Source organism: Streptomyces sp. NPDC006235 (assembly GCF_040613735.1).
Taxonomy (GTDB): Bacteria; Actinomycetota; Actinomycetes; order Streptomycetales; family Streptomycetaceae; genus Streptomyces.
This window is the reverse complement of the sequence record NZ_JBEXSR010000022.1, coordinates 83,011-99,138: the sequence shown is the minus strand read 5'-3', so window position 1 is coordinate 99,138 and position 16,128 is coordinate 83,011. Positions and strand designations below refer to the sequence as shown.

Sequence of the window (16,128 nt, the reverse complement as noted above, 5' to 3'; positions counted from 1 at the left end):
CTCAGCCTCGGAACTCGGCGGTGAGCCGTTCGAGGACCGGTACGACCTCGGCCGGGCCGGGGGCGGACAGCATGTCCCGGTGGATCTCCGCCGCGCCCCGCTGGAAGGACGGCTCCTCAAGGATCCGGGCGAGTTGGGCGGCGATCCGCTCGGGGGTGGCCTCGGAGCGTTCGGTGAACAGACCACCACCGGCACCCGCGACGTACCGTGCCAGGGCCAGGTGGTCGCCCATCGTCGACGGCATGATCAGCTGCGGGACCCCGTGCGCGGCGGCGGCCGCGAAGGTACTGGTGCCGCCGTGGTGGACGATCGCCGCGCAGTCGGGCAGCACCAGGTCGAGCGGTACGTAGTCGATGGCGCGCACGTTGTCCGGCAGCGTGTAGGAGGCGTCGAACTGCTCAGCCGTCACCGTCGCCACCACCTCGACGTCGAGGGCGGACACCGCGGCGAGCAGCCCGGTGATCAGCTCCTCGTCGTCCTTGAAGTACTTGCGCAGGCTCAGCCCCATGGTCAGGCACACGCGAGGCCGCTGCGGTTTGTGCATCAGCCACTGAGGAACGACGCCCGGGCCGTTGTACGGGACGCGGCGCAGCGGGACGTAGCGCAGTGCGGACGGCAGCCGCATCCGCTGCGGCATCAGGTCCACGCTCCACTGGCCGGTGATCAGTTCGTGGTCCTGAGGACGGCCGAGCCGCCGCAGCGCCCCCGCCATGGCGTCGAGCGCGAGAGCCGGGTCGGGGCCCTCGGCCGCGCCGAGGAGTGCGGCCGTCTCCTCGGCGAACCAGGCGAAATGGTCCAGGCCCCACAGGACGCGGGCCTGGGCGGCACCACAGGCGCGGGCGGCGAGGGCGGCCCCGAAGCACATCGGGTCCCACAGGACCAGGTCGGGGCTCCACGCGCGGGCGAAATCCATGAGGTCGTCCAGCGCCGGGGGTGTGCCGGGCTCCGGACCGTGGCCGAGTGCGATCGTCGAGATCAGGCGGTAGCGGACCGCTTTGCGCACCTGGGGGTCGGTGGCGTCGACGCCCAGGCGCGCGGCGAGGCGCTCCAGCCGGTCGTCGCCGGCGACCTCGGGCAGCACTGCCCCGAGGTCCGCCGTCCGGCCGACGGGCACCGCCTTGAGGCCCACGGCGGTGATCTCGTCGGCCATGTCCGGCGCCGCCGCCACGCAGACGTCGTGTCCCATGGCCTGGAGGGTGTGCGCGAGCGGGACGACGGGATACAGGTGGGCCGTGGCCGGGAAGATCGAGAACAGGACGCGCATCGCTTCTCCGGTGTGTGCGGTTCGGGTGGTCGGGGGCGCCGCTCGCGCGGTGTCGCGCGCGGCTCAGCCCGCGGCGAGCGCGGTCATCCGGGGAACCAGGGCGGCCGGTGCGGGCAGGGCGGCGATGTCCGCGCTGACCTCGGCCGCTCGCGCGCGTGGGGCGGGATCGGTCAGCAGCCGCTCGCAGGCGGCGATGATGTCCTCCTGCGTGGCCTGCGCGGCCGGGATGGTGACGCCGGCGCCGTAGTCGGAGATGAGCCGGGACTGGAGCACGGAGATGTGCATCTTGGCGATGTTGAGCTGCGGCACTCCCGCGTTCAGCGCCACCATGCTGGTGTTGGTGCCGCCGTGGCTGACGATCAGGTCGCAGGTCGGCGCGACCACGTCCAGCGGGGTCCAGCCGGCCCTGACGTCCGGCAGCTCGGCCCGGATCGGCGCGGCGATCTCCTCGGGGGCGGCGACGACGAGTTCCGCGTCCAGCGTGCCCGCGGTCTTCACGAGCTGCCGCAGGAAGTCGGAGCCGCGGCCCAGGGCGTCGAAGGTCTTCTCGTCGGTGACCCGGGTTCCGGTGGTCACGCAGATCCTGCGACCGGCGCCCCGCGTGTACATCCAGGGCTCCACGCGGCGTTGCAGGTTGGCCGGGATCCATCGCATCAGCTCCCCGCCCTCACCACCGCCCGTGCGCCCGCGCAGGAGCAGGGGCGGGCAGAAGTCCAGGACCAGGTCGGGGCGGGGCAGCCCGTCCAGGCCCAACGCGTCCAGTTCCGCCCGCAGTTCCTCCTCGCCGCCCACGTCGTAGCCCTGCCACTCCCCCAGGCCCCAGGGGTGGCGCACGTAGGGCACCCCCAGTTCGAGCGCGAGGAGCTGGGCCGCGTAAGCGAGCCTGCCGCCGACCACGACGTCGGGACGCCACCCGGCGGCCACCTCGCGCAGGGTGGGCAGGCTGCCGCGGCTCAGCCGCGCGTACCAGCGGCCCACCAAGCGCATCTGCTGGGCGGGGTCCTTCAGCATCTCATCGGGGCGTTCGGAGCCGTCGGTGGAGAGGATCTCCAGCTCGGACGTCCTGGCCATGGACAGCGGGGGCAGGCCGAGCCCCTCCACGTAGGGGAGGTTCTCTTCGAGAGTGGCGACGAGCACCTCGTGTCCGGCGCCCCGTACGGCGCCGGCCAGCGGGGCGAAGGCGAATACGGTGGCGGGGCTGCCACCGGTGACGAACAGGAACCTCAACGGTCCTCCCTGGTCGGGGCCGGCGCCGGGCGCCGGCGATGTCTGCGGCACGGGGCGGGTCAGGGACGGGCGGCGAGCTGTTCGAGGCCCTCCACGACCGCCGCCGTGCTGGGCATGCGCTCCGCCTCGCGGCGCAGTCCGGCGGCCACTTCGCGGTACGACGGCTCGGTGACGATCCGTACGACGGCGTCGCGCACCCGGGCCGGGTCGTCCTGGGCCTCGGCGGTGTCGAGGGTGATGCCCGCGCCGACCTCGGCGAGGCGGTCCCCGTTGGCCCACTGGTCGGCCGCTTGGGGCAGGGCCAGTTGGGGCAGGCCGTGGACGGTGGCCGTGGTGACGGTGCCGGTACCGCCGTGGTGGACCATCGCGTGGCAGCTGTCCAGGAACAGGTGCAGCGGGGTGGGGCCGATGACGCGGACGTTGTCCGGGACGTCCCCGACGCGCTCGGCGTACTCCGGCTCGATCGTAGCCACCGCCTCGGTGCCCGTCAGCCCGTCGAAGGCGTGCAGCACGCGGCGCATCAGGGGCACGCCGTTCAGCGCGAGGGTCCGCGCACCCATGGACACCACGACCCGGCGCCGAGCGCCGTCGCCCGGCGGGGACAGCCATTCGTCGGACAGCCAGGACGGCAGCGGTCCGTTGCCGTTGAACGGGACGTTCCTGATCGTCCGTGCCGGTTCGGCGTCGGGCAGTTGCAGCGAGGGCGGGCACGGGTCCAGCACGACGGTGGGATCAGGCAGCGCGGGCAGGCCCAGCTCACGGCAGAGTCCGGCCAGGCCCGGCCGGGCACCCTCACGCATGGCGCGGGAGAGGGGGTCGACGCCCCAACGGTGGTGCGCGACCGGCACACCGAGGACGCCGCCGACGACGAGCGACTTGAACTCGAGGGGGTCGGAGACGATCAAGTCGGGGCGCCAGGCGCGGGCGAAGCGCAGATACTCCGGGACCAGCCGCACGGTGTGCTCGATCCAGGTGTCGGGGTAGCCCGCGAGATCCTCCGGGGCGGGGCGGCCGTAGGTGTGGATGAGCCGCTCCTCGCCTCTCAGATGGCCCACGATGGTGTCGTCGGTGCCGACCCGCTCCCCGATCACGACGGCGTTCAGGCCCGCCGACCGCACGGCGGCCAGGATGTCGGGCTGCCCGAGCACCAGCACCTCGTGGCCGGCCGCCCGCAGCGCGCAGGCCAGCGGGACCAGGGGCAGGAAGTGCGTGGACAGGGGCGTGCTGGTCACGAGGACACGCACGGGGCCTCCTCCTTGTCCTCGGCCTTCTCGGCCCTCTCGGCCTTCTCGGCCCTCTCGGCCCTCTCGGTCTCCTGGCCCGCCAGCCGTTCCAGGCTCGGCACGACCCGGGCGGGGGTGGGCATGAGTTCCATCTCGCCGCGCAGCTGGTCGACGGCGGCGCGGTAGGCGGGCTCGGCGAGCAGGTCGGCCACCGCTTCGGCGACCCGTCGCGGGTCGTCCTGGGCCTCGGCCGTGTCCAGGGTGATCCCGACCCCGGCAGCGGTCAGCCGCTCGCCGTGGGCGAATTGGTCCGCCATCTGGGGCAGGGCGAGCTGCGGCAGCCCCGCCCAGGTCGCGGTCAGGGTGCTCGCTCCACCGCCGTGGTGGACCATCGCGTCGCACGTGGACAGCAGCAGGTGCAGCGGTACGGGGTCGACCATCCGCACGTTGGGCGGGACGGGCCCGACCCGGTCCCGGTAACCGGGGCCGACGGTGGCCACGATCTCGACGTCGCCCAGGGCACCCAGGGCGTGCAGCACGGTGCGCATGTGCGGGACACCGTTGAGGGCGAGGGTGCGTGAGCCGAGCGAGACGGCGACGCGGCGAGTGCCGGTCGGCCCGCGTTCGATGTCCTGCCGGAGCCAGTCGGGCAGGGCGCCGTTGCCGTTGTAGGCGACGTAACGCAGGGGCGCGCCCTCCTTCGTCCCGGGCAGGCGCAGCCCCGGCGGGCTGGGGTCGAGCAGCAGGTCGGGCTCGGGGAGTTCGGCCACTCCGGCGTCCCGGCACCAGCGGGCGAGATGGGGGCGCATCGCGGCGCGGGCCTCGTCCCCGAAGGGGTCGGCGCCCCAGCGGTGGTGGACCACCGGGACGCCGAGGGCCCCGCCGACGATGAGCGAGCAGTACTCCAGTGTGTCCGCGAGGACGAGGTCGGGCCGCCAGGCGCGGGCCAGTTCGAGGTAGCGCGGCAGCAGGTACCGGGCGTGGTTCATCCATGCCCAGCCGTGCTGCCCGGCGGTCTCGGGGGTGGCTCGCGGGATCGCCTCGATGGGGCGCCGCTCCTCTCCGAGGAAGGCGCGCACGATGTCGAGGCCGTGGAAGGGGTCGCCGACCGGTACGGCGTTGAGCCCGGCCGCGGCGATGTCGTCGAGGACGTCGGGCTGTCCGGCCACCAGGACCTCGTGGCCCGCGGCGCGCAGGGCCCAGGCCATGGGGACCAGCAGGGTGAAGTGGGAACCCGCCGGGGTGGTGATCATGAGTACGCGCATGCGGTGTCCTCACTCGGTGCGGTCGGGGAGCCGGCCGGGAGGGGCCGGAGGCGGTGCCGGGTCGTCAGTTCCTCCAGCAGCGGTACGACCTCGGCGGGGCCGGGAGTGGCCAGCAGATCCCGGTACAGTTCGTCCGCTCCGCGCGCGTACGCGGGGTCGTGTACCAGCGCGAGCAGCCCGTCCCGCAGGGCGTCCAGTGTGAAGGCGTCGCCGTCCAGGGCCAGTCCGGCGCCGCGTCGCTGCACGAAGTGGGCGGTGCCCGCCGAGATGCCGCTGTCCCAGGAGCTGAGCGCGCCGGTGACGAGCTGTGGGACGCGGTGGGCGGCCGCCGCTGCGAAGGTGCCGAAGCCGCCGTGGTGGACCATCGCGGAGCAGGTCGGGAGCAGCTGGTTCAGGGGGACGTAGTCGACGGTGCGGACGTTGTCGGGGACGCGGTGCGCCGCGCGCAGCTGGCCGGCGTCGAGGGTGGCGACGATGTCCAGGTCGATGTCGGCGAGCAGGTCCAGGACCTCCGGGATGGGGACGGTGCTGGCGATGTCACGCTCGCGGTTGGTGACGCCGAGGGTCAGGCACGCGCGGGGCCGGTCGGGTGGGTCGCGCAGCCAGTCGGGCAGGACGCCGACGCGCTGGTAGGGGATGGCTCGTACCGGGACGGTGCGGTTGGTCAGGGGGAGCCGCATGCCGGGCGGCATCAGATCGAGAGTCCACTGGCCGAGGAACATCTCGTCGTCGGCGTCGATCCCGAAGCGGCGCAGCATGGGCTCGGTCAGCAGGGTGAGGGGGTCGTCGACCGGGTCCGCGCCCGGGCGCCTGCTCAGCTCGGCGCAGGCGGCCCGGATCCAGCCGAAGTAGTCCAGACCCCACAGCAGGCGTGCGTGTGCGGCGCCGGACATGCGGGCGGCGACGGGGGCGGCCAGGAAGGCCGGGTCCCACAGGATCAGGTCGGGTTGCCATGTGCGGGCGAAGTCGACGAGGTCGTCGACCATCGCCCGCTGTCCGGCGGCGGGCGGACGTCCCGGGTAGTGGAAGGACAGCACGGGCAGCATGCGGTGCCGGAAGCACTCCCACAGGTGCGCCTGCTCGGGCCCCGGGTCGAGGTCGCGGGCGAGCCGGTCCAGCCAGGCTTCGTCGAGCGGCGCGGCCGGCGTCAGATCGACCTGCCGGCCCAGCGACACCGCGGTGAGTCCGGCGGCGACGGTGGTCTCGGCGAGGCCGGGGTAGCTGACGACGCGTACCTCGTGCCCGGCGTTCTGAAGGGCCCAGGCCAGCGGCACGATCGGATAGAGGTGGGTGGTGGCGGGCCAGGTGGCGAACACCACTCGCATGGGAGCGCACTCCTTCGCTGTTCGCGCGCGCGGCTCGGCCGCGCACGGATCGGGACGGCCCGGGTGTCGCTCAGCGGACCTCGACGATTTCGAACTGGCCCTGCTGGGCGAGCAGTTTCCCGCTCGCGTCGCGGACCCAGGTCACCAGGACGTGGCGGCCCTTGCCGAGGGGCACCTGGATGTCCGCGGACCGGCCCGGGGACAACGGCAGACAGCCCAGGCCCACGGAGGTGTCGAAGGGCGGGGTGGGCGAGGCCCCGTCGTTCAGGGCGTCGAAGAACTCCTGGAGTTCGGCGCGGGTGACGTCCTTGTCGAGCGGGAAGAGGACGGCCTCGTTGTACTGGCCGGCGAGCGTGTTGACGAAGCGGAAGGGCCGGTCGGCGCGCAGGGTGCCGCGCACCTCGAACCGGGGTCCGGCGCCGGTGTCGTGCGAGACGATGGTGGCGCTGGGCCGGACGGCGCGGCCCGAGGCGGACCCTGAGACGGTGAGCCGCTGTTCACGCGGCTGGGCTCCCTCCAGCGTGTGGAGGTAATCGAACAGCAGGTACTGGCCGGGTTCGAGGGTCTGGGTGAACAGGCCGGGCCGGCCGGGGTGGACGACCGCTCCCCCGAGGTACGTCAGTGCCCCGCCGTCACCGATCCGGGCCAGGCCGACCCATCCGGAGCCCTCGTGGGTGGTGGTGGAGCGGAAGGTCGTCGGTCCGGGCGTGGCGGTGGCCGGTGCCGTCATCGCCTTGTCGGTCGAGGTGATGTCCAGGATCCGCGCGTCCCGCGCCGCGGACGCCGCGATGGCTCGTGGGCCGGCGTCGGCCGCGTCGGCGACGGCCGGAGCCACGCTGCCGGCCAGCAGCAGGAGGGCGACGGTCGTGGCGGTGGCGGTCCTGCGGGCCAGGGGGCTGTGCATGAGGTGCTCCCGGTGGTGATCGGTGGATGCGGGCCGGGGATCCGAGGCGCCCTGCCGGGCCGGGCGTCGGCGCTCCGGTCGGAAGGGAATCCGGTCAGGCCGCGCTCGCCCGCGCGGGTCGCACCGCGACGAACAGACCGGGCCCTGCCTTCTCGGCGGGCAGGTAATGCCCCATCAGGCCGCTTCGTTCGATGGCGGCTTCGTAGTCGGCGCGCTCGAACAGCGTCATCCGGTGGGTGTCGGAGAAGTGCCGGATGCCGTCCTCGGGGTCGGCGATGACGTAGTGCACGTCCATTCGGGTGGCACCGGCGTCGGACGTGGAGTGCGAGATCCTGGCGATGGTGCGGCCGTCGACCGTGATGACGTCGGCACCGACGTGGCCGTCGAGGAAGTCCTCGGGGAACCACCACGGTTCGACGACGAGGAGTCCGCCGGGGTTGAGATGGCGGGCCATGCAGCGCAGGGTGGCGTCGAGTTCGTCGGTCCGCGTCGCGTAGGCGATGGAGCTGAACAGGCACAACACGACGTCGTAGGTGGTCCCCGTGTCGAAGGCGCGCATGTCGCCCTGGTGGAAGCGCAGTCCGGGTGCCCGGGTGCGGGCGACGCGCAGCATGTCCTGCGACAGGTCGATGCCCTCCGCACGGTCGAAGTGGGGTGCGAGGTGGACGAGATGGGACGCGGGGCCGCACGCCACGTCGAGCAGGGAGGTGGCGCCGGGGCGGTACTCGGTCACCAGGTCGACGATGCGGGCCGACTCGGCCGCGTAGTCCTTGCCCCGCCCCCGGTAGATGGCCTCATACACGTCGCCGTGGTCGAAGAGGCTGGTGGCAGTGGTGTCGGTCATGTTCCGCCTTTCGTGTCCAAGTGGGGAGCCAATGACGTGCGGGGCGAGTCGGCGGGGGCGGGTGGCCGGGTGTTCAGGAAGCCGCGCCGGTCGCCCCAGCCCGCCGCGGTGTCGGCGGCCATCTGGTTCAGGCGGGCCGCCACGACCTGGTCGAAGCCGTCCATGAAGTACTCGTCGCCGGGCCGGGGGTCGACACCGGGACCGGAGGCGAATCGCTCGGCCACCTCACGGAGTGTCGTGCCGGGGCCGACCCGTCCGGCCACATAGCGCTCGGCGCCGGCCAGGCCGGGGAAGCCGGCCTCCCGGTAGAGGTAGACGTCGCCGAGGAGGTCGATCTGCGCGGCCACCGGCAGATGGCCGGCCGGCCGCATGTCCTCGGGGCGGATACGGGGGAGCACGGCGCCCGCCCCGGCCTTCAGGCCGTGCAGGGCGTAGCCGAGGTCGACGCGCAGGGTGGGGGTCAGCCGGGCCGCCTTCTCCTCGAAGGCGTGGAGTACGTCTCGCAGTTCGCTTCTCTCCCGCTCGGTGAGCCGGCCGTCGGGACGGCCGCTGTAGTCCTCACGGAGGTTCAGGAAGTCCACGGGGCGGTCGGGGGCCCCGGCGTCGAGTTCGGCGATGAAGTCGACGAGCCCCAGCAGGCGGTGGGCCCGGCCGGGCAGCACGATGTGGTTCAGACCCAGCCGCACGGGGTGCCCTTGTGCGGAGCGCAGCCGCTGGAAGGCCAGGAGGTTGTCCCGCACCCGGGTGAAGGCGCCCTTCTTGCCCGTCGTCGCCTCGTACTCGGCGTCGTCGAGTCCGTACAGCGAGGTGCGCACGGCGTCCAGGTCCCACAGCCCGGGCTGCCGCCCGAGCGTCTGCGCGGTGAGGGAGAAGGCGTTGGTGTACAGCGTCATGCGGAAGCCACGGGAGGCGGCGCGGGCGACCAGGGCGCCGAGGCCGGGGTTGGTCAGGGGCTCCAGCCCGCCGGAGACGTACAGGGCGTGCGGGTTGTGCGTGGGCATCTCGTCGATCACCGAGGCGAGCACTGCGTTGCCCTCGTCCAGCGCGGACGCCGCATAGCGCGCGCCGGTGACGCGGACACAGAAGTGGCAGCGGAACATGCAGGTGGGGCCGGGATAGAGCCCGAGGATGTGGGGCAGGGCGGGAGTGCCGGTCAGGGCCGCCTGCAAGGCGCCCGCCTCCTCCAGCGGCAGAACGGTGTTGGACCAGTACTTGCCGGCGGGCCCGGCGAGGACGGCCGCGCCCAGTTCGGGCACGCGCCGGGACAGCTCCAGCAGCCGCCCGAAGGCGCCCTTGTCGGTCCCGAGCCGGCGGCGGACCTCCTCCAGCGGCGTGAACGGCTCGTTGCCGTAGTGGCGGCACAGCTCGATCAGAGGGGGAGCCACCCGGGCGGCCTCGTCGGTGGCGCAGTGCCCGTCCTCCACCAGGACGGCGGCCAGCGCCGGCACGGCCGTCGCGGGGTCGGCGCCGGGCAGGGCGCAGCGTTCGACGGCCTCCCGGGCCCGGCCGGTCGTCGACGTCGTTCCCGGGATCATGCTCCGGCTCCTTTCTGCCGGCGGGCCGACACTTCGTGGCCGTGCGTCACGGCGAGCCGGATCACGTTGCAGATCCGGCGGATGTCCTCGCGGGAGACGACGGAACCGGTGGGCAGGGCCAGGGCGCGGGCCGCCAGCCGCTCGCTGTGCGGCAGCCGTACCGAGCGGCGGGAGCGGTAGGGCTCCAGCTCGTGGCAGGCGGGTGAGAAGTACGGCTTCGCCATGGCGTTCTCGGCGCGCAGCACCCGCATCAGCAGGTCGCGTCCGATGCCGGTGCGTTCCTCGTCGACCAGCACGACGACGTACTGGTAGTTGTGCGCCTCGCCGGGCTCGTGCGGTACGACCGTGATGCCCGGCAGATCGGCCAGTTCGGCCCGGTAGAAGGCGAAGTTGTCGTGGTTGTGCCGGACGGCCGCGGGAAAGGAGTCCAGGGACGTCAGCGCCATGGCCGCCGAGGCCTCGCTCATCTTGCCGTTGGTCCCGCCGGCCGGGTGTCCCTCGGGCAGGCCGATGCCGAAGTTGTGCAGGGCGCGCACCCGCCGCAGGAGTTCGTCGTCGTCGCTGACGATCGCCCCGCCCTCGAATCCGTTGACCACCTTGGTCGCGTGGAAGCTGAAGACCTCGGCGGTGCCGAAGCCCCCGACGGGCCGGCCGGCGTGGCTGCACCCGATGGCGTGCGCCGCGTCGAAGAACAGCGGCAGCCCGTGCTCGGCGGCGAGTTTCTCCAACTCGTCGACGGCGCACGGCCGGCCCCACAGGTGGACGCCGACGATCGCTCCGGTGTCGTGTCCGATCCGGGCCGCGACCTCGTCGGGGTCGACGCCGCCGGTCAGCGGGTCCACGTCGACGAACACCGGCTCCAGGCCGATCCAGCGCGCCGCATGGGCCGTGGCGGCGAAGGTGAGCGACGGCATGATGACCTCGCCGGTCACCTCGGCCGCGTGGAACAGCAGTTGCAGGCCGGTGGTGGCGTTGCAGGTGGACACGCAGCTGCGGACACCCGCGATCTCGGCCACGCGGTCCTCGAACTCCAGGGCCAGCGGGCCGCCGTTGGTGAGCCACTGGTTGTCCAGCGCCCAGTTCATGCGGTCGAAGAGCCGGGCGCGGTCGATGTGGTGCGGGCGCCCGACGTAGACGGGCTGGAGGAAGGCGGAGCGGCCGCCGAAGAGCGCGAGGTCGCCGACGGCTCGCTTCATGTCGTCCCCCAGGTGGATGTCGGTGCGGCGACGCGGTACACCTCGTCCAGGAGATGCGCCTGGCGCAGACACTCGGAGTGGTCGGGTGACGTCCCCGAGCGCACCGCCGCGGCGAACGCGCTGAGCGTGTTGCCGACCTGGTCGTCGGCGGGCAGGACGATCTCGCGGCTGCCGCCCGTGCGTCCGTCGACGACGAGGACGGGGCGGTGGTCCGCGGGCGGTGTGAAGGCCCGGTCCAGCGTGATCCGGCCCTCGGTGCCCCACAGCTGGTAGCGGCAGCGGTAGGCGTGGTCGAGGCCGAAGGTGAGCTGGATCGAGACGCCGTCGGGGCGGGTGAGCAGGGCCGCTCCCGAGGTCTCCACGCGGCGTCCGGGGCCGGCGCGCAGCACCGCTCCGACCACCCTCAGCTCGGCGCCGAGCAGGTGCAGGGCGGCGCGGATGGGGTAGACCCCCAGCTCCCGCAGGGCGCCGCCGCCGAGCTCGGCGTCGTAGCGGATGTCGTCGGGCGGCAGTGCCGGGATGGCGAAGGAGGCCTGGAAGTCCTGGAGTTCTCCGATGGCGCCCTCGTCGAGCAGACGGCGTACCGCGGTGTGCTGGGAGTGATGGACGAACATCATGTTCTCCATCAGCACGAGCCCGAGGCCGTCGGCGAGGGACAGCAGGTCCCGTGTGCGGTCCGTCCGCGTCGTCAGCGGCTTCTCCGACAGCACGTGCTTGCCGGCCTTGAGCGCGGCCTCGACCCACCGGGCGTGCAGGGCCGCGGGCACGGGCGCGTACACGGCGTCGACGTCGTCACGGGTGAGGAGTTCGTCGTAGTCGTACACGGCACGGCAGCCGTACTGTGCGGCCACGGCGTCGGCCTTGGCGGGGCTGCGGCTCGCCGCCGCGGTGAGCCGCAGCCCGGGATGCGTCGCGATGACGGGCAGCAGGCGGCGCCGGGCGATCTCGGCGCAGCCGAGCAGCCCGATGCGTACCACGGGGTCCGTCACGACACCGCTCCGGTGGTCAGGCAGGCGAGCAGCGTGCGCGCCTGCACGTTGAGGTAGTGGCCGTGCCGCACGAGCGAGGCGAGCTGCGCGGGGGTCACCCAGCGGTAGCCGGGCGGGCAGTCCAGCGGCACCTCGTCCTCGGTGACGTCCACGACGGAGTAGACGCTCTGGGCGGCCATGAACCGGCCGCCCTCCTCGGAGTGCAGCGCGGCGTAGCGGATCCGGGCGGGGTCGGCGGCGTTGACCAGCTCGAGGTAGCGCGGTCGGTCGGCCTCCGGCAGGTGCCCGTAGTTCTGGGGGGTGCACTGCACGGTGGGGCCGAGTTCCACGGTGTCGCGGAAGCCGCCCTCCACCCGGGCGTGGACCAGCAGATGCGGCACGCCCTCGATGGTCTGCCGCAGGAAGGCGGTGACGCCGGTGCCGTGCGGGCGGAACAGCGGCTGGGTCCAGGCGGCGATCTCGCGGTCCGCCGCCTGGACCGCCACGGCCATGACGCTGAAGTACCGCCCGTCTTCGTGGTCGATGGTGTGCCTGCCCCGGGTCCAGCCGGTCACCTCGCGTAGCGGGATGCGCTCGGCGCGCACCTCGTGCCGCGCCCGCTCGCCGGTGATCCAGGAACGCAGGGAGGTGTCGTCGTGCAGGGCGCGGTCGGCGCCCTGGACCGGTGGCAGGGGCAGACAGGACAGGACGGTGCGGGAGTCCATGTTCACCACGTTGTCCCGGCGCAGCAGACGGGCGATCTGCCCGAGGGTCAGCCAGCAGAAGCCCTCGGCGGCCGGGACGTCGTCGAAGGTCTCGACGATCATGTTGCGGTTGCGTTTGTGGTGGAACCAGGAGCCGTGTTCCGACTGGAGGCTGTCCACGAGCACCGCACCGCGGCCGGCCTGGGTGAAGTGCTCCAGGTACCGGACGTTCGTGCCGCGGTGCACCTTGGTGTAGTTGCTGCGGGTGGCCTGCACCGTCGGCGACAGCTGTACCAGGTTGGGGTTGCCGGGTTCCATCTTCGCCTGCATCAGGAAGTGCAGGACGCCGTCGATCTCCCGGGCGAGGATGCCCAGGATCCCGATCTCGGGCTGTTCGATGATGGGCTGGCTCCACTGCCGGAACTGGCCCTCGGCACCGCTGACCCGCAGTCCCCCCACGCTGAAGAAGCGTCCGCTGCGGTGTGCCAGGTTCCCGGTGTCCGGGACGAACGACCAGCCCTCCAGCTCGTCGAAGGCGATGTCCTCCACACGGTGGCCGCGGGTCCGCTCGGCCAGCCAGCCGACGATGTCCTCGGTGCGGGGCCCGGCGCCCACCGCCGCCGCGGCGGAGCGTGCGACGCGTGCGGGCAGGGTGGTGTCCTCGCGCGACCGCAGGGCACCGGGGGCGCGGTGAACGGTCGGGGCGACTTTCGACAGCATCATCCAGCTCCGTGTCGTGTGAAGGGCTCGGCGGCCCCAGCGAGCCGCCACCATTCGGGGTTGTCGCGGTACCAGGCCACCGTTTCGGCCAGGCCCTGGTCGAAGTCCTTGCGCGGGCGGTAGCCGAGTTCGCTGCGGATGCGGGTGTCGTCCAGGGCGTAACGGCGGTCGTGGGCCTTGCGGTCGGCGACGTGGCGGATCAGCCCGGGATCGGCGTCCAGCAGCTTGACCAGTCGCTCGGTGAGCTCGGCGTTGGTCCGCTCCGTGCCGCCGCCGATGTTGTAGACCCGCCCGGCCCGGCCGCCGGTGAGCACCAGGTGCACCGCTTGGCAGTGGTCCTCGACGTGCAGCCACTCCCGGCGGTTGAGGCCGTCGCCGTAGAGGGGCACCGGGCGCCCGCGCAGCAGCCGGGTGACGAACAGCGGGATGAGCTTCTCGGGGTACTGGCGGGGGCCGTAGTTGTTCGAGCAGCGGGTGATCGAGGCGTCGAGCCCGTGGGTCTTCCAGTACGCCCGCACGACCAGGTCGGAGGCCGCCTTGGACGCGGCGTACGGCGAGTTGGGCAGCAGCGGGCTGTCCTCGGTCCAGGTCCCGGTGTCGATGGAGCCGTACACCTCGTCCGTGGAGACGTGCAGGAACCGTGCGACGCCGGTGGTGACGCAGGCCTGAAGGAGGGTCTGGGTGCCGGTGACGTTGGTGGTCATGAAGTCGGCGCCGTCGGTGACGGACCGGTCGACGTGCGACTCGGCCGCGAAGTGCACGACCGCGTCGTGCCCGGGCAGCAGTTCGCGGACCAGTGCGGCGTCCGCGATGTCGCCGTGGACGAAGTCGAGGCGTGGGTGGGCCGGGATGTTGTCCCGTCGTCCCGCGTAGGTGAGCCTGTCCAGGACGGTGACGCGGGCGTCCTCGTATCCCGGGTAGCCCCCGTCGAGCATGGTCCGTACGTAGCAGGAGCCGATGAACCCGGCGGCTCCGGTGACCAGTAGCCTCATGCCCGCACCTGCGGGGCGTCCGCATTCCTCACGGCTGTCGTTCTCCTCGTCGTCATGCGGTCGCGGCGGCGGCCGTCGTCGGGGCGCGCCGGACCGGTACGGGTCTCAGGCCGGGTAGGGCGTTCGGGCGCGTGCCTCGGTCAGGGCGCCGGCCCACCAGGCGAGCTGGTCGAGCATGGTCTTGGCCGCGACCCCGGCGCCCATGGCGCCGTGCGGCGCTTCCTCGCCCGCCCCCTCCTGCCACGGCGTGTGGAAGCAGACCGTGTCGCGTACGGCGGTGGCGTGCAGTTCGGCGAAGACGTGCCGCAGATGCTCGACGGCCCGCAGGCCGCCGCTGACGCCGCCGTAACTGACGAATCCGACGGGCTTGGCGCGCCACTCCTCCAGGTGCCAGTCGATGGCGTTCTTCAGGGCGGCGGGGAAGCTGTGGTTGTACTCGGGGGTGATCACCACGAACGCCTCGGCGGCGGCGAGCCGCGGCGACAGCGCCGCCAGGGTCCGTTCGGTGAGCGGGTCGACGTCGTGGCCCAAGGAGGGCATGGTCAGCGACAGCGGCTCGTCCTTCAGGTCGATCAGGTCGGCGGTGAAGCCGCCGTGCCGCTCCACCTGGCGGACGAACCAGTCGCTGATCACCGGTGCGAAGCGGCCGTCGCGGACGCTCGCCACGATCACGGCGAGGCGCACGGGACCGTTCACGGTCGGGGTCGTCACTCGTCATCTCTCCTTGCCGCTCGCTCGAGTTCGCGGTGCCCGGCTGAGGAAGGCCGGGAGCAGACCGGCCAGGGCTACGAGGAGGCCGGTCGCGCCGGCTCCCGTGATCAGGTACAGCGCCGACCGGTGGCCGCCGGCGGCGAGCAGGGCGCCGGTGGTGGTCGGCAGCAGGACGGCGCCGAGTTGGACGCCGGTCTGGTACAGCGGGACCGCGGCGGCGCGGTCGTCGGCCGCCAGGCCCGAGACGCCGTGCAGGTGCAGGGCGGTGAAGGACAGCACGAACGCGAGCCCGACCAGCGTCAGCGTCGGGAACTGCCCGCTGAGGTAGCCGCCCGGCTCGCCCCGGACGAGCAGCAGGGCGTACCCGGTGGTGGCGGCGGCCGCGCCGAGCGCGATCAGCGGCGGGGCGCCGCAGCGCTGGACGAGTCCGGCGCCGGCCGGTGCGGCGAGGGCCAGGGGCAGACAGGCGGGCAGCAGGGCGAGGGCGCACTGCCACGGGCTGAGTCCGCGGCCCTCCTGGAGGTGCAGGACCAGTACGAGCATCAGGCTCAGATGGGTGCCGTTGAGCGTCGCCGCCCCGATGGCCGAGCGCAGCAGCGGTCCGTGGGCCAGCAGCGCGGGGCGTGGGCGCGGTGCGGGGCCGGCGCCGTCCCGGGGGAGGACGCGGTGGGCCGGCAGGAGCAGGGCCAGGGCTACGGGCCCCGGCAGGAGGAGGGCGGCGCGCCAGTCGCCGAGCGCCCCTGACAGCAGCAGCCCGACGGTGAATCCGGCGGCGCCCACCAGGGTGTAGACCGATACGGCGCGGCGCCGTGCCGGGCCCTCGGGGAAGGCGGTGGTGATGATGGCCATGCCCAGGGGGGCGGTGAGTGCGGCGCACGCTCCTTTGACCACGCGGGTACCGATCAGCAGGGCGGCGCTGTGGGTCAGGGCGCCCACGACACTGGCCGCGGCGAAGACGGCCAGGGCGACGAGGTAGGCCCGGCGTCGGCCCCAGCGTGCCGTGCATCCGGGCCCGAGCAGCAGCATGGCGGCGAACCCGGCTGCGAAGCCGCCCAGCAGCCACGGCGCGCCGACCGGGGACAGGCCCAGCTCCCTGCCGATGGCCGGTAACGCGGGCAGGACCAGGGACACTTCGAGCGCGTCGATCAGCATGCTGCCCGTCAGCACCAGCAGCAGAGTCCGGGGGCGGCGCGTGGGCCCGGCGGTGTCGGGCTGACCCGGGGAGAGGGAGGTCGTCACGGTGGACGTCC

Annotated in this window: 14 protein-coding genes; all 14 read right to left on the bottom strand. The window is 73.1% G+C overall.

Annotated elements, in window-relative coordinates; translation table 11 throughout:
• Window position 1: 1 nt before the first annotated feature.
• The 14 genes from ABZ192_RS24830 to ABZ192_RS24765 all read right to left on the bottom strand — a co-directional run bounded on the left by ABZ192_RS24830 (window position 2) and on the right by ABZ192_RS24765 (window position 16,117).
• On the bottom strand, window positions 2-1,264 hold the full coding sequence (locus ABZ192_RS24830) for a nucleotide disphospho-sugar-binding domain-containing protein (RefSeq protein ID WP_356926649.1): 1,263 nt from the start codon (window positions 1,262-1,264) through the stop codon (window positions 2-4).
• A 63-nt stretch (window positions 1,265-1,327) separates the two neighbouring features.
• Window positions 1,328-2,491 (bottom strand): nucleotide disphospho-sugar-binding domain-containing protein, encoded by a 1,164-nt coding sequence (locus ABZ192_RS24825; RefSeq protein ID WP_356926648.1) that lies wholly within the window; start codon window positions 2,489-2,491, stop codon window positions 1,328-1,330.
• A 59-nt stretch (window positions 2,492-2,550) separates the two neighbouring features.
• Entirely contained in the window at window positions 2,551-3,735 is a 1,185-nt protein-coding gene (locus ABZ192_RS24820) for a nucleotide disphospho-sugar-binding domain-containing protein (RefSeq protein WP_356926647.1), read from the bottom strand.
• Window positions 3,720-4,979 (bottom strand): nucleotide disphospho-sugar-binding domain-containing protein, encoded by a 1,260-nt coding sequence (locus tag ABZ192_RS24815; protein ID WP_356926646.1) that lies wholly within the window; start codon window positions 4,977-4,979, stop codon window positions 3,720-3,722. The genes ABZ192_RS24820 and ABZ192_RS24815 overlap by 16 nt, the downstream gene beginning before the upstream one ends.
• Window positions 4,964-6,304, bottom strand: a complete 1,341-nt coding sequence (locus tag ABZ192_RS24810) for an activator-dependent family glycosyltransferase (RefSeq protein WP_356926645.1) — start codon at window positions 6,302-6,304, stop codon at window positions 4,964-4,966. The genes ABZ192_RS24815 and ABZ192_RS24810 overlap by 16 nt, the downstream gene beginning before the upstream one ends.
• A 70-nt stretch (window positions 6,305-6,374) precedes the next feature.
• A complete protein-coding gene (locus ABZ192_RS24805; protein ID WP_356926644.1) occupies window positions 6,375-7,208 on the bottom strand; it encodes a hypothetical protein in 834 nt (277 codons plus the stop codon).
• Between the two features lie 94 nt (window positions 7,209-7,302).
• Complete coding sequence (locus tag ABZ192_RS24800) at window positions 7,303-8,052, bottom strand: class I SAM-dependent methyltransferase (protein ID WP_356926643.1); 750 nt, start codon at window positions 8,050-8,052, stop codon at window positions 7,303-7,305.
• Window positions 8,049-9,587, bottom strand: coding sequence for a dTDP-4-amino-4,6-dideoxy-D-glucose ammonia-lyase (gene desII, locus ABZ192_RS24795; protein ID WP_356926642.1), 1,539 nt, complete (start codon window positions 9,585-9,587; stop codon window positions 8,049-8,051). The genes ABZ192_RS24800 and desII overlap by 4 nt, the downstream gene beginning before the upstream one ends.
• Entirely contained in the window at window positions 9,584-10,783 is a 1,200-nt protein-coding gene (locus ABZ192_RS24790) for a dTDP-4-dehydro-6-deoxyglucose aminotransferase (RefSeq protein WP_356926641.1), read from the bottom strand. The genes desII and ABZ192_RS24790 overlap by 4 nt, the downstream gene beginning before the upstream one ends.
• Window positions 10,780-11,772, bottom strand: a complete 993-nt coding sequence (locus ABZ192_RS24785) for a Gfo/Idh/MocA family oxidoreductase (protein ID WP_356926640.1) — start codon at window positions 11,770-11,772, stop codon at window positions 10,780-10,782. The genes ABZ192_RS24790 and ABZ192_RS24785 overlap by 4 nt, the downstream gene beginning before the upstream one ends.
• Window positions 11,769-13,175: an NDP-hexose 2,3-dehydratase family protein gene (locus ABZ192_RS24780; RefSeq protein WP_356926677.1), complete on the bottom strand. Its 1,407-nt coding sequence runs from the start codon at window positions 13,173-13,175 to the stop codon at window positions 11,769-11,771. Before ABZ192_RS24780 ends, ABZ192_RS24785 begins: the two co-directional genes overlap by 4 nt.
• The gene (rfbB, locus tag ABZ192_RS24775; RefSeq protein WP_356926639.1) at window positions 13,175-14,167 is read right to left on the bottom strand and encodes a dTDP-glucose 4,6-dehydratase; all 993 of its coding nucleotides are present in this window, start codon (window positions 14,165-14,167) and stop codon (window positions 13,175-13,177) included. The genes ABZ192_RS24780 and rfbB overlap by 1 nt, the downstream gene beginning before the upstream one ends.
• 105 nt (window positions 14,168-14,272) lie before the next feature.
• The gene (locus ABZ192_RS24770; RefSeq protein WP_356926638.1) at window positions 14,273-14,878 is read right to left on the bottom strand and encodes an NAD(P)H-dependent oxidoreductase; all 606 of its coding nucleotides are present in this window, start codon (window positions 14,876-14,878) and stop codon (window positions 14,273-14,275) included.
• A 3-nt stretch (window positions 14,879-14,881) separates the two neighbouring features.
• The gene (locus ABZ192_RS24765; protein ID WP_356926637.1) at window positions 14,882-16,117 is read right to left on the bottom strand and encodes an MFS transporter; all 1,236 of its coding nucleotides are present in this window, start codon (window positions 16,115-16,117) and stop codon (window positions 14,882-14,884) included.
• Window positions 16,118-16,128: the final 11 nt, after the last annotated feature.

Coding starts and splice junctions, on each gene's coding strand:
- ABZ192_RS24830 (WP_356926649.1), bottom strand. CDS start 1,264: ATGCGCGTCCTGTTCTCGATCTTCCCGGCCACGGCCCACCTGTATCCC.
- ABZ192_RS24815 (WP_356926646.1), bottom strand. CDS start 4,979: ATGCGCGTACTCATGATCACCACCCCGGCGGGTTCCCACTTCACCCTG.
- ABZ192_RS24810 (WP_356926645.1), bottom strand. CDS start 6,304: ATGCGAGTGGTGTTCGCCACCTGGCCCGCCACCACCCACCTCTATCCG.
- ABZ192_RS24805 (WP_356926644.1), bottom strand. CDS start 7,208: ATGCACAGCCCCCTGGCCCGCAGGACCGCCACCGCCACGACCGTCGCC.
- ABZ192_RS24800 (WP_356926643.1), bottom strand. CDS start 8,052: ATGACCGACACCACTGCCACCAGCCTCTTCGACCACGGCGACGTGTAT.
- desII (WP_356926642.1), bottom strand. CDS start 9,587: ATGATCCCGGGAACGACGTCGACGACCGGCCGGGCCCGGGAGGCCGTC.
- ABZ192_RS24790 (WP_356926641.1), bottom strand. CDS start 10,783: ATGAAGCGAGCCGTCGGCGACCTCGCGCTCTTCGGCGGCCGCTCCGCC.
- ABZ192_RS24780 (WP_356926677.1), bottom strand. CDS start 13,175: ATGCTGTCGAAAGTCGCCCCGACCGTTCACCGCGCCCCCGGTGCCCTG.
- rfbB (WP_356926639.1), bottom strand. CDS start 14,167: ATGAGGCTACTGGTCACCGGAGCCGCCGGGTTCATCGGCTCCTGCTAC.